The following is a 13,028-nucleotide window of genomic DNA, read 5'->3' as shown; positions in this document are numbered from 1 at the left end:
GGGGAAAACCCGAAACGGCCAAATATTTCTGCCGCGCCTCACCGGCCACCGGCCCAATGCTGAGCCCGGATCAACTGGATCACGGCTTGTTTGATAGCGCTGTTGGGGATAATCGTGTACTGTTTGTTGTTGAAGGTGAGCTTCCCATCCTGTATCCTGGCCGCAGGGTCATAGCCGGCCTTGATGAGTTCCTTAGCCAGGTTCTCACTGACATCGCCTTGCAGCGGGTTGGGATAGGGAGTCATTTGAAAGGTGCCGGGGTTCATGGCCAGGAATTGCGGCTTGGGATGGTATTGTATGAGGATCGTTTTGATCACTTCCTCCTTGCCGGTGAGGAGATAGGCATCGGAGGGATGGAAGTTGATGGCCATCTCGACCATCTGCGTGGTAGGCTTCCCGGCGTCCTTCTTGTTGTTGAAACCTTCCTTTAGTGGGTAGTAAACAGCGGTGAGCCTATACCCTTTTAGACTGAGGGTGTCTTCTTCGATCACTTTGAATCCGGGTCCGCTATCTAGGACTGTCTGGCCAAAAGCGGAAAGGCTAAGGAGAACGGTCAGCAAAGAGAGGAGGTATTTCATCGACGGTGTTTTGTATATTTAAGGAACACAAACTATGAAAAAAATGACCAAACTAACCATTGCTTGTTTATTGGCGGCCGCCATTTACGCTCCCGCGCATGCCCAGACGACCAATCCAGCCCAACCCGCCCAGTCAGCCCGGGTCCAGTCCGCAGGGGGCGCCACCGCCCGCGTCCTCACGCAGCCCGGCCTGAAAAAACTCGGCGTCTTCATCGGCACCTGGAAAGGCGAAAGCACCGTCGACGCCACGCACAAAGACAAGATCACCGCGATAAATACCATTCAGTGGTCGCCCAACGGCAAGTATCTCATCGCCGATCAGGTGATAAACCGCGATGGCCGCGAAACCAACAACCTCTCCATCTATCATTATAACCCCGACAAGGATGATTATACCTTGAGCCTCGTGGGCATTCCGGGTATGCAGCCTTTTTCAACGCCCGTTACCTATCGGGGCGACACGCTCTTCTACAACGGCGAGTATACCGAAAATGGGAAGAAGGTATATAACCGCACGCTGAATATCTTCACCAGTCCGTCCAGTTACATATACAAAATACAATTCTCCGATGATGGCGTGAATTGGCGCACGGACGGCGAAGGGGAGGCGAAGAAGATGCGGTAAACCGTACACCCCGGTCGGTAAAACCGGTCAATCGGCGCCGTGAACATTCAGCCAGCCCTTTGACGGCCAGCCATTTGCAAAACTGGCATAGAAACTGATGCAGCACCGGCAACACCACTGCCTATGCTACGAATCTACTTCCGCGCGGGCTTCCGCAGCCTACTCCGGCGCCGGAGCTTCTCGCTCATCAACCTCATCGGCCTCAGCCTTGGCTTCTCGGCTATCATGGTCATGGCCATCATGATCTACCAATACGTAACAGCCAACGGTCAATTCCAAAACAAAGACCGCATGTACTATGTAAAACTGCGCAACGCGGATGGCGCGGAATACATGTATACGCCTTACCCCTTCCTCTATACGATCCTGCAAACCTGCCCCGACGTCGAAGCCGGAACGCACCTGCAGGCTATTGTGGAGCCCTGGCTGAAAGCAGGCGACAAAGAATTCCAGGATAAAACCTGGTTTGTCGACACGGGCTTCTTCCGAGTCTTCTCGTTTCCCTTGGAATACGGCGACCCCGCCACCGCCCTGCGCAACAAGGCCAACATTGTCCTTAGTCACGAAATGGCGGCCAAACTCTTTGGTTCAGGCGCCGGCGCTATCGGCAAGACGTTGGTAAGGGATGATAGTGTACTGATGACCGTCACAGGCGTCCTGCAATCGGTGGCCAGCAACACCTCCGCCCGACCGGAAGTCCTGTTACCAGCAGAAATTATCAATACCAACCAGGAGTTTATGGACATGGCCAACTGGTACAACGGATTTGCGGAAAACTATCTGCTCCTGCGCCGTGATGCGGACACGGCTAAGATAAATGCCCAGCTAAACCGCATCGTCAAGACTAATTTCGATAAGAATGTGAGCAACTGCACCGCCTACCTCGCACCGTATTCGCATTTTGTCCGGGCCGAATCGGGCAACCTCTTTATGGTGCTTATCAAAGCCCTTGCCGGCGCCATCGGGTTTATCTTGCTGGTGATGGTGGCCAATCTCATCAACCTCAACGCCGCGACCCTACTCGATCGCCAAAAAGAAATGGCCGTCCGAAAAATGATGGGCAGCAGCCGTCTTCATCTGATGGTCCAATTCCTGCTGGAGAACGCCATGACCATCTTTGCCGGTCTCTTCCTCGCCTTCCTGCTCTTCCGCAGCCTCCTGTTACCGATGATGAACGAAATACTTCGCGATCGGTTTGGGACCATCGCCCTCAACATCCGGCATGACTATCCATTGCTGGGCATCTTTATCATTGCCGGGCTGTTCATCGTCGTGCTGGTGGGTAGCTTTCCCGCCCTGCACTTCGGCTCGCTGCGCGCCATAGATGCCATCAAGGGCCAGATCACCGGAAAGCGCGAACGGAACACCACCCGCAACCTCTTCATCACCCTACAGTTCGCCCTTGCCACCGTCTTCATCGGCATCGCCATCATCTTCAATAGCCAGATCCGTCATATGAAAGGCGCCGCCCTCGGCTTCGACCAGGACAATGTGCTCATCGCTAATACCGATCTGGCCTATCACAACCCCAAGGCCGCCGAAGCCCGCTATGATGTATTGTTAAATGACCTCCGCCACAACCCTGCCGTCCTCGGCTTTACCAACAGCAACAACATCCCCACCGCCTATGGCAACAACTTCAATATTTTTGTCGACCCTGTCACCAGCCGCGAACAAAGCATGCGCCAGGCGAGCATTGACGCCGGGATGCTGCAGACCTATCGGATCAAACTGCTCGCAGGAAAAAACTTCTCTGGCATCACTGACAGCGCTGACCGTCACACCGTCATCATCAACCACCGTGCGGCTATGCTTATGGGTTGGACCAATGCCGTCGGCCGGCAATTGCGGCCAAAAGGCGATAAGGAAGTGTATACCGTCGCCGGCGTGACCGAAGATTTTCACTATGGCGATCTGAGTCGGGACATCGATCCGGTGATCTTCTGGCCCATGGGCCGCCAGAAGCTGATGCCGCCTTACCTCAGCATCCGCGTGGCCCCCGGTGATGGCGAGGAGATTGGCCGGCTGGTGGCGGGCACCTTCAAAGACATACCTACCCGTCGGGCCTTCAGTTTTGAATACCTGAACACCCGCATCGACAAACAGTACGCCCTGATGGAAGGCATCCTCAACGCCACCAACTATATCGCTCTGCTCACGGTATTCATCGCCGCCATGGGACTGTTCGGGCTCATTGCAGCATATACCCGCCGCCGGGTGAAGGAAGTGGGCATCCGCAAGGTCCTTGGCGCCGATGTGATAGATATTGTCCGGCTGCTATCGCGCAGTTTCCTGCTGCTCATCGGCGTTGCCCTGGCCGTCGCCACTCCCATTGCCTGGCTGATCATGCACAATTGGCTACAGGACTTCGCCTATCGCATCGACATCAAATGGTGGATGCTGGCCAGCGCGGGACTCATCGCCCTCGTCATCGCAGCGGCAACCGTAGGCTATCATGCGCTGCGTGCAGCGAGAGCCAATCCGGTCCTGAGCCTGCGGACGGAGTGAGCCGCCGCCGGACAGACAAGCTTGCACCATGACAGCAGCGTTGCAATCCGTGCGAAAAACCATGGACGAACCCTGTTTATGACTGGACGAAATCACCTCGCTGCGGTATAGCTGCGGCGAAACAATTACCTAAGGGTTAATTCGTTAAGGGTTAGTAAATTGTATATAAACTCACCCTTAAATCTAAAAGGTAATGGAGGATTTGACGACCACCCTTGAAACTATCGCCGGTACCGATCTGTTTGAAGTGGCCAAATTACCCGAAGCTTTTGTCGGGAATCCCTTCAAAATAGACTTCGCGACCACGAGCATCCTCACCTGTGACGACTGGAAGCACAAGGTTGGCGGCATCTCCCAGGGCTGCTTTCTTTTGGCATTCTATGAGAATGATTTTGGCGGCGAAGAAGACCTCAACGAGGCGCTGCTGCTGCGGGCGCTGCGGCCCTGCCCCATCCCGACCGACAACAATGTCATCAGCAGCCGAATTGAATATTTCAAGGAAGAATTGAAGACGGCGGGCAACCACCGGCAGATAGACCTCTTCACGCGGTTTGAATTCAGCTGTTCGGGCCTCGAATGTTCGATTCTGGGAACTTTCTATAAGAACAAGCAGGGCGTGGTCGAGTTTGGCGCCGATGTCGAGAATTTCTATTCCCCTCATCTGTACAGGGTGTATAAGCCCACCGGGAAATACCTGCAATATATCGTCAACATTCGGGACATCGATGGGCCGCTGAAACCGGAATCGAATTTCCAGATCGGCACCGTGCGTTATAGCAGCAGCCGGACAGGCGACGTCATCCGGGACGAACGGGTATATATGCACACCAAGGACATCCTGGGAAAACGCACCGCCCTGTTTGGCATGACCCGAACGGGGAAGTCCAATACGGTAAAGAAACTCATCGAAGCAACCGAAGAGCTCTCAGGCAAATCGGCCGCCCTCAACGGCAAGATGGGTCAGCCGGTGGGCAGCTTCGAAGACAACCTGAAACCTTTTTACGAAAATGAAGTTCCGAAGCAGCCGGTGGGCCAGATAATTTTTGACATCAACGGAGAGTATGCCAACAAAAACCTGCAGGACGGGACGGCGATTTTCGAGAAATTTAAGTCAAAGGTCACTCGGTATAGCGTGTTGGAGAAAGAAGGGTTCAAGGTGCTGAAGATCAATTTTTACCAGGAACTTGAGGCCGGGCTCGAACTCATCCGCGGCTATTTCAAGCAGTTGGGGAAACAATCGGACTATGTAGAGGACTTTTTGGGCGTTAACCTCGAGAAACCCGAAGGTGTCGAACAGCAGATAAGTTATAGCCGCAAGGTTGCCGCCTATAGATGTTGTCTCAAACTGGCCGGGTTTACCGTGCCTGCCAACCTCGAAAAAGTCTTTTTCCAAGGCAGCGCCGAACTGGACAAGAGAATCATTTCAGGCAAAACGATCACCCCCAAAAACGGTATCTCCTATGACGAAGCCGTCCTCTGGTTTAGCCAGGTATGGAAGAACTATAAAAACTGGGACTACCTAAGAGATTACGAAACCAACAATGGCCGCGAGTGGGCCGACACCGACCTGAAGGCCCTGCTTCGCTTCCTGTCTCAGTTCAGAAACCCGGATGAAAAGAGCCCCATCAACAGCTATATCAAGTTGAAGCCCCTGCTCAACTACCATTCCGCCACGGCCAACATCCTGTTCGAAAATGAGATCGAGCAGTTGGTCCGTAGTGGGAAGATCGTCATCGTCGATCTCTCCCAGGGCGACCCCGATATTCAAGGGCTGTATTCGGAAAAAATATGTACGGCCATCTTCAACAGCAGCATGAAGAAGTTTATCGAAGCAAGGCCGAACAATTTTATCCAGTTCTATTTCGAAGAGGCGCACAACCTGTTTCCGAAGAAGGAAGATAACGATCTGAGCCAGGTTTATAACCGGATAGCCAAGGAAGGGGCGAAACTCAACCTTGGGATGATCTATGCCACCCAGGAGGTGAGCTCCATCTCCAGTAATATCCTGAAGAATACCCAAAACTGGTTCATCGCCCATCTCAACAACGAAGATGAGGTGAAAGAGCTGCGGAAGTTTTATGATTTCAGTGATTTTGCCGATTCCCTCATCCGGTTTAGCGCGGCCAACGACAAAGGCTTTGTCCGGATGAAAACCTATTCCAATCCTTTTGTTGTGCCTATCCAGGTCGAACTTTTCAAATAACATACCATGGCAGACTTTGCACCAGGCGGGAAATTTGAAAGGGAAAGCAGAACCTCCCATATCCACATCATCAATGACGAAGAAGTGGCGGCATATCTTTCCCATTGCACCATACCGGTGGATGCGCAGAAAGTGGAATTCCATGACAGCTTCAAATATGACATCGCCTATCCCGATGCCAACACCATTGACTATTTTATCGCCGTAGACGGAGAGGCTACCACGCTGCCGGTGAATGAAGGTTTTCCTTCATCGCTGGTGACTTTTTTTCAGTTTGGGACCCTGGTCATTGTCAGTGAAGACCTCGATAATGTAGAGAAGAAGCCCTTTGTGGCCGCGGCCGATATAAAGAAATTAAAGGAAATAAAGCGGGATAAGTTTGTGATGCCGACAAAGAATGTCGCGCTGAAAAACGACGGTGTAGATTTCAAGACCGTTGTCCGAACCTCCATCCAGGACTTCTTCCGGAAGGAGCACTCCGGCAATACGCCCCTGCTGGAGACAGTCTTTTGGCTCATCTTCGAAAAATACCGCACCGACACCGTCAAACAGGAGTACGTATTGGCGCATTGCCCGCATTGCGGGACCGTCGACATCGTCCTGGAAAAGGACAAGATGCGGCTCGATTACTCCTGGGAATGTACCGAACCAAAATGCAGGAAAAACATCTTTCTCACGGATGTATTCCTGTTGTTCGTGCGGATGGATAATGAAACCGGCGCGGAAGCAATAGTCGGCTATCTGAAGAATGTCATCGAGACCTTTTTGCTTCTTCATACGATGAAAAGTTTGCTGGAGATAGAGGATGGGTTGGTAAACCAGTTTTTATTGGTAAAGGACGGCCCCCTCAGCTTTAGCGGCGAAACCTCCCGGATCTACCGGCCGGTGCAAAAGATGATCAGCTATCTGCGGGCCAAAAACAATATCAACCTTGTTGGCGTCGAATCCTCGGGACCTTTTGTAGATCATGCCCGGCAGATAAGGGATAAGCTAAAGCCGGGTCAGGCCTTCCTGTTGAACAATAAACATATCTATACCTATATCCTGGTGGGCGACCCCAGAACGCAGCAATATGGAGAACGGACCTATTATGGCGGAAAGCTTATCTACAAGTCACTGGATGGCCGGGTCTATGTTTTGAGCATGCCCGTCGACAACCATGTTGCGTATTATAATCGGCCCGAGCTTGCCGATTTTGCGAATGTACAAGAAGTGCTTTTTTGTATAGCGAAGCTGCGCTGTGATATTTATGAGAATGCACTGATCCCCATCGCGGTGATCAATAAGCTCATCTCTCTGTCAACCCAGTCCGGGACGAAGATCTTGGAGAAGTTTGCCAAAAAAACCGTGAAGAAATGATAATCGACCGGGGACCTGAGCCCGAATATTTACGGTCAGACCTGGTGAAACTGGCCATCGGGAAGATGGAGGAATTCTACCGGTCGGAAAACAGAAGCCAGCGGCGGTATGACTTCCCTTTTAATGAGGAGATAGACGTAGTGTTGAAAGAGTTGTTGCGGCCGGTGTTTCATGAAAAATGTGGGTATTGTGAGCGAAAGATCGACTGGCGTACGGACGGCTTTGTCGACCGGTTCCGGCCCCATTCGGGCATCCGGGACAAGAACGACTATTTCCCCGACTGCTATTGGTGGCTTACGTTCAAATGGGACAATCTTATCTATTGTTGTAAGGAATGCTTACAGTATAAGGCGAATTATTTCCCTATTGCCGGACTGCGGGCTATGAAGGAAGGCGATGATTTTGGAATCGAGGACTGTTTGTTGTTTGACCCCTGTAGCGATAGCTGGTCCGATCATTTTACGACCAGCGGGGATCTTCTTTATTCGATGTCCGGGAAGGGCAATCAAACGATCAACCTGTTACGGCTAAACAGGAGCGAACTCAGGCAATCACGGAAGCAGGCAAATGCCGACCGGAGGGCAAAAATTCCAAAAGAAGGGCGGATATCCCTTGACACCAAGAAATATCTCTGGCGCATTTATGTAGGAGGTCCCGAAATTGAATTTATATCCTATCAACGGGCGATGCTTTCGATGGATGTGTACAAGTGGCCTGATAAGCACCGGGAGTTTGTCGATTTCATTGGTGAAGAGAAAATGAAAAGAGGGCCAGCAAAAGAGAAAAGCCCCATCGTCGCATCCAATGAGCTTGTTACAAACGACTTCTTCCCTATCGAATGGGTCCGCATTCAAAATTTCAAAGGAATAGAAGACCTCACCATCTCTTTCAGGGAGGATGAACCCCAAAAGAAATCCTGGCTTTTCCTGCTGGGCGAGAACGGCGTCGGGAAAAGCTCCATCCTGCAGGCGATGGCGGTGGGTATACGGGCGGACAAGAAAATGCTGCTGCCCCTGCTTCCGAAACTCATCCGGAAGGGACAGTCAACCGCCGAGATCATCATCAAAGAAAGGAATAGCGACAACTTCCTCCATACCATATTGACGAAAGACGATATTACCCAAACGGGGGAATTCAACTCCTTTCTCATGGGCTATGGATCGCTGCGGCTTTCCCGTGATGAAGCCGGCGCCAATCCCGATGAGGACAAGGCGAAGATCAGCTATGAAAACCTGTTTCGGCCCATCGTCCCGTTGAATGATATTACGGAATGGCTAAAATATATTCACAAGACCAACCCGGTGTTTTTCGATACCATCGCTTACTCTATAAAACAATTGCTGCCCCACGATTTTTCGGAGAATGAGCTTACCGTGGGCGAAGAGATCATGTTCAAAAAATCCGAAAAGCAATTTTCCGAACTCAGTGATGGATTCAAAAGCACCATTATCCTCGCCGTGGACATCATGATGAAGCTGTCCAGCGCCCGGGCCGATATGGACAAGATGACGGGCATCGTCCTCATCGACGAACTGGGCAACCAGTTGCACCCCCGGTGGCAGATGAGGATCGTGCAACAACTGCGGTCGGTGTTCAAGAACCTGAATTTTATCGTCTCCACCCACCATCCCCTTTGCTTAAGAGGCGCCGAAGAAGGGGAGATCCTGTTGTTGCGTAACATCGATAACAAGATTCATCCCATCACCGGGTTGCCGGACCCCAGGGCCTTGCGGGTAGACCAGCTTCTCGCCTCCGAATTCTTTGGCCTTAGCAGCCTGATAGACCCGCTGCTGGAAGCGAAATTCAATCGCTATTATGCCCTTTTGGCCCGGGAACGGAACCTCGCCGCCGAAGAACAGGAAGAACTTTTCAAATTGAAAGATGAGTTGAGGGCCCAAAAGCAGCTGGGCGCCACCTTGCGCGAAGAGCTGTTGTACACCGTTATCGACAGCCTTTTGGCGAGCAAGGTCATGTATAATGAGCAAGCCTTCAACCGCGACCAGCTTAAGGCCGAGGTGGTCGCTCGGGTCGGCGACATCTGGAAAAAGATAAACAACCGTCATCATGATCAAGGTTAACCGCAGCGAGTGTCCGGAGATATTAAAGACCGGTCTTAGCCCCGAGAGCAAGGGGCAGGCAGAGACCCGCCAGAATATCGAGTCGGGCAGCCGCAGCTACAAAGTATATGCGGATAAGACCGTGCGAAAAGCGCTGAAAGCAATGTTCCATGGCAAATGCGCCTATTGTGAAAGCCAGATTACCGCCATTTATAGCGGGGACATCGAACATTTCCGGCCAAAAGGTGGTGGCTACTACTGGCTTGCCGCCGATTGGGAGAACCTTTTGTTTGCCTGTCCTTTCTGCAATCAAACCCATACGCACGAACTGGCAGGCAAGGAGGCGACAAAAGAAGTAGTGCAGGGAAAGCGGGGCCAGTTCCCGTTGGTGACGGAGGCTCACCGGTTGAACGACGATCACGCACTGCTCTTTTTTTCGACAGGCAACGCGTATAAAACGGCCTTCGAGGCGGAGGAATCCATGCGGCTGCTCGTGAGACCCTGTACGGACGCGAACACCGAACGCTATTTTAAGTACAATGACCAAGGGGTCATTATGGTAGGGGATGGACTCAGCGCGACTGATGAAAAGCGGGCAGCAACCTCCATCAGGGTATACGCCTTACAGCGGTTGGGATTGGTGCTGGCCAGGGAGGCGAAGGTCATCCAGGTTAAGGCCCAGATAAGAAGGGTAGAAGAGGCGGTAGAGCAATTTAATGCTCATTTCGACGACTCCGAGGAAGAGAGAACCTGGTATGAAGGTCTCTTGCGAGAGGAAATGGAGGCGCTCAACCGTTTCCGGGACGCCGGCCAGGAATATGCTGGCCTCGCGCGGTACATTATCCGGCAATATTTCAGTGCGGCGGGACTGGGGTAACTTAATCCTATTTCACCGGCAACCTCGACAATCGCTCATCGATAACATACGTCTTCGTCCACCGATCGTGCCACGGATAACTGGGGCTGCCTAGCGCAGAGAACGGCTCGAAGGGGGACTGATGGGGAGGGCAAGGCGGAGAAGATGCAATAGAAAGGGAAGGAGGCACATTTATGCGTATTATTTTAGTAAACTAAAACTAATTAAATTAGTATATTCGTGGAAACCTCCGACTATGAAATACGAATACTATGCGGATTTGACAATAGCGGATGACTTTAGCGTTTTTGAGTTTGATAGTGTCGGAAAACGTGGCAGCATTAAAAAAAGGATCGACTTTGTTGAAACAGATTTGCCTGATGTATACAATCTCTCACTGGTAAATGTAAAAATGAATGGCGAACTGGACGATAAGACGATCATCGACAATGGCGACAGAGATAAAATACTGGCCACCATTTTCCGTGCAGTTTATACCTATACACTCAATTATCCGGGAAGATGGATCTATTTTAGTGGCAATACTCATGCAAAGATGCGACTATACCGCATGGCGATAAGTTTGAATTTGGAAGAACTATCCTTCTGGTTCGAGATATACGGGGAGGTTGCGAATGCAGAGGAGGTTTTACCTTTTCACAAAGGAATGGTAATTGAAGGTTTCTTTATAAGAAGAAACATAGGTAAAATGGACAAATTTTAGATATGCTCGTGATTTTTGTAACTTTATAAACAAGAAACTTCACTATGAAAAAGGACGAAAAGAAAAAGAAGATCTACTTTCAGGAAGGTGACCTCAACCTGATTGTAGATGAAAATCTCAACAAATTGAAAGGGAAGACGGGGAGTCCGGAAAAATTGGCAGAGGCCAATCGCAGGCTGCGCAAAATCAAATCATTACCTAAATAGTATAGGCTAATACCCGCTGGTTATTTCACCGGCAACCTCGACAATCGCTCATCGATAACATACGTCTTCGTCCACCGATCGTGCCACGGATAACTGGGGTTGCCGAGCGCAGAGAACGGCTCGAAGGGGACTACCCGGACAAGACTGCGCAACAAGGCCGTCTTGAACGTGATCTGAGTACCGTCCTCATTTACCGCGCGGGTGCCGGTGAGGAACTTTCCGATGGTTTTACCCCGGCCGGCGAATTCGATCAAGGCCATCAGCAACAGGTCGGGAACGAGGGCAATCAAAAACGCTTTCATAAAAATAGTAAAGGAGTTGTCATCCACGCTATACACCCTCGCCAGAAAGATTGGGCCGATGGTTACGTTGAAGATCCGCCAAATGCCCCAGAGGACGATCCGGTCGACGATCCAATTGCCAAAGCGTTTACCGCCGTTGGCCTGGACAAGGTCATAATCCACATCGTCGAGGATGTTTGGGTTTTCATCGGGGGGAATGTAGGTATTTTCCATCGTTAGGAGTTTATATCCTGAATATAAGTAAAAAGCGCCGCCCCTGCAAGCGCCGCATCAATCCCAGGGCGGCAGTTGCGTCAACTTCTCATCCACCACCAGCGTCTTCGTCAGTCGGTCGTGCCAGGGATAGCTTGGATTCCCCAGCGCGGAGAAGGCTTCAAGCGGGATGACCCGGCACAGGCTGCGAAGCAGGGCGGTCCGCACGGTAATACGGAAGCCATCGGCAGTGACGGCGCGGGTACGGGTGATAAATTTTCCAGGCGTTTTTCCTCCGGTGGCTGCTTCGAAGACAGTGAAATAGGCCACAAAAACCAGGATCGCCAGGCAAAAGAAGAAGAGAAGGAAGAGACCCCGGCTTTCAATCCGATGAGCAACAAGAAAACGGGCGAGGGGGTATGTGAAAAAGTAGAGCAGCAGGCGCCACAATCCGAAAAAGACCAATCGATCGACTATCCAGTTGGTGAAGCGCAGACTCCCACGGGCCTGCAGATAAGTATATTCGATGTCATCCAGAACGTGTTCGGTCGTGTCGGTGGGTGGATACGTGTTTTCCAATGAAGATCGTTTTTTCCCAATTAATGTAGCGAAAATTGCCAGGATTTACAAGGAACAGTATGTTGGGCCATTTGCTAATAATTTTATTATTTTAATGATAAATTAATTAGTAAATTTAATAAATTCTGGAACTATGAAATACGAATATTATCCCGCGGCATACATCGCGGATGATCTGAGTATATTCGAGTTTATCAGCAGCGGCGGCCAAGGTAATATCAGAAAGCAAATATGGTTTCAACGCACGACAGTACAAAATATATATAATTTGGCTTTTGGTGATCTTGATGCTAAAGGCAGGCTCGATGACGCGATTATCAGTGACAATGGGGATAGAAATAAGATACTGGCTACAATTGTTCGGGCGGTCGATCTGTATACGAACAGGTATCCGAGACGATGGATATATTTTACAGGAAATGCGAAAGGGAAAACAAGACTTTACAGAATGGCAATAAGCCTGAATCTGTCAGAACTATCGGCGAAATTTGATATTTATTGTAGAGTTGAAGGAGAAAGGGAGTTTGTTCATTTTAAGAAGGATCTTATCGTTACAGGCTTCCTGGTCAAGAGAAGATTGCCCTTTGCCCGAAAATCAAAAATAGCCGGGAAAAATTTGTAACTTTGATATGCAAACAGCTATTCCAACATGAAGAAGAAACATAGCAATAGCACTTCTAAGAAATTTTGGGAAGGCGAATTTAAAGTAACCGTTTCCAAGAGACTGAATAAGTTGAAAGGGAAAAACCTTGCACCCGAGAAGCTGGAATTGGCTAACCAGCAGTTGAGCACCATGAATGGCCTCCCCAAGGCCTAGGGTCGTTGAGTAATAGTGGTTA

General features: G+C 50.6%; 13 protein-coding genes. 10 read left to right on the top strand and 3 right to left on the bottom strand.

Going from position 1 to position 13,028, the window contains the following annotated elements:
• Positions 1 to 38: 38 nt before the first annotated feature.
• A complete protein-coding gene (locus tag IEY39_RS24980) occupies positions 39 to 578 on the bottom strand; it encodes a hypothetical protein (RefSeq protein ID WP_188936784.1) in 540 nt (179 codons plus the stop codon).
• A gap of 43 nt (positions 579 to 621) precedes the next feature.
• Between IEY39_RS24980 and IEY39_RS24975 the strand changes: the two genes are divergently transcribed.
• From IEY39_RS24975 to IEY39_RS24940, 8 genes are all read left to right on the top strand, one after another.
• Complete coding sequence (locus IEY39_RS24975) at positions 622 to 1,203, top strand: hypothetical protein (RefSeq protein ID WP_188936782.1); 582 nt, start codon at positions 622 to 624, stop codon at positions 1,201 to 1,203.
• Positions 1,204 to 1,326: 123 nt separating this feature from the next.
• On the top strand, positions 1,327 to 3,711 hold the full coding sequence (locus tag IEY39_RS24970) for an ABC transporter permease (RefSeq protein ID WP_188936781.1): 2,385 nt from the start codon (positions 1,327 to 1,329) through the stop codon (positions 3,709 to 3,711).
• Positions 3,712 to 3,904: 193 nt separating this feature from the next.
• Complete coding sequence (locus IEY39_RS24965; RefSeq protein ID WP_188936779.1) at positions 3,905 to 5,914, top strand: ATP-binding protein; 2,010 nt, start codon at positions 3,905 to 3,907, stop codon at positions 5,912 to 5,914.
• 6 nt (positions 5,915 to 5,920) lie between these two features.
• The gene (locus tag IEY39_RS24960) at positions 5,921 to 7,273 is read left to right on the top strand and encodes a hypothetical protein (RefSeq protein WP_188936774.1); all 1,353 of its coding nucleotides are present in this window, start codon (positions 5,921 to 5,923) and stop codon (positions 7,271 to 7,273) included.
• Positions 7,270 to 9,351: an AAA family ATPase gene (locus IEY39_RS24955; RefSeq protein ID WP_188936772.1), complete on the top strand. Its 2,082-nt coding sequence runs from the start codon at positions 7,270 to 7,272 to the stop codon at positions 9,349 to 9,351. Before IEY39_RS24960 ends, IEY39_RS24955 begins: the two co-directional genes overlap by 4 nt.
• Positions 9,338 to 10,207: a retron system putative HNH endonuclease gene (locus tag IEY39_RS24950; RefSeq protein ID WP_188936770.1), complete on the top strand. Its 870-nt coding sequence runs from the start codon at positions 9,338 to 9,340 to the stop codon at positions 10,205 to 10,207. Before IEY39_RS24955 ends, IEY39_RS24950 begins: the two co-directional genes overlap by 14 nt.
• Positions 10,208 to 10,442: 235 nt before the next feature.
• Positions 10,443 to 10,910: a DUF6934 family protein gene (locus IEY39_RS24945; protein WP_188936769.1), complete on the top strand. Its 468-nt coding sequence runs from the start codon at positions 10,443 to 10,445 to the stop codon at positions 10,908 to 10,910.
• Positions 10,911 to 10,954: 44 nt separating this feature from the next.
• The gene (locus IEY39_RS24940; RefSeq protein WP_188936767.1) at positions 10,955 to 11,116 is read left to right on the top strand and encodes a hypothetical protein; all 162 of its coding nucleotides are present in this window, start codon (positions 10,955 to 10,957) and stop codon (positions 11,114 to 11,116) included.
• Between the two features lie 20 nt (positions 11,117 to 11,136).
• Here IEY39_RS24940 and IEY39_RS24935 read toward each other — a convergent pair whose 3' ends face one another.
• On the bottom strand, positions 11,137 to 11,631 hold the full coding sequence (locus IEY39_RS24935; protein WP_188936765.1) for an RDD family protein: 495 nt from the start codon (positions 11,629 to 11,631) through the stop codon (positions 11,137 to 11,139).
• A 57-nt stretch (positions 11,632 to 11,688) separates the two neighbouring features.
• Positions 11,689 to 12,189: an RDD family protein gene (locus IEY39_RS24930; RefSeq protein WP_188936763.1), complete on the bottom strand. Its 501-nt coding sequence runs from the start codon at positions 12,187 to 12,189 to the stop codon at positions 11,689 to 11,691.
• 133 nt (positions 12,190 to 12,322) lie between these two features.
• Here IEY39_RS24930 and IEY39_RS24925 point away from each other — a divergent pair, with 133 nt between their 5' ends.
• Complete coding sequence (locus IEY39_RS24925) at positions 12,323 to 12,811, top strand: DUF6934 family protein (RefSeq protein WP_188936761.1); 489 nt, start codon at positions 12,323 to 12,325, stop codon at positions 12,809 to 12,811.
• 27 nt (positions 12,812 to 12,838) lie between these two features.
• Positions 12,839 to 13,006, top strand: coding sequence for a hypothetical protein (locus IEY39_RS24920; protein ID WP_188936759.1), 168 nt, complete (start codon positions 12,839 to 12,841; stop codon positions 13,004 to 13,006).
• Positions 13,007 to 13,028: the final 22 nt, after the last annotated feature.

The organism is Puia dinghuensis (assembly GCF_014642875.1).
Lineage (GTDB): Bacteria > Bacteroidota > Bacteroidia > Chitinophagales > Chitinophagaceae > Puia > Puia dinghuensis.
The sequence above is the reverse complement of the archived record's forward strand: the minus strand, read 5'-3'. Positions and strand labels throughout refer to the sequence as shown.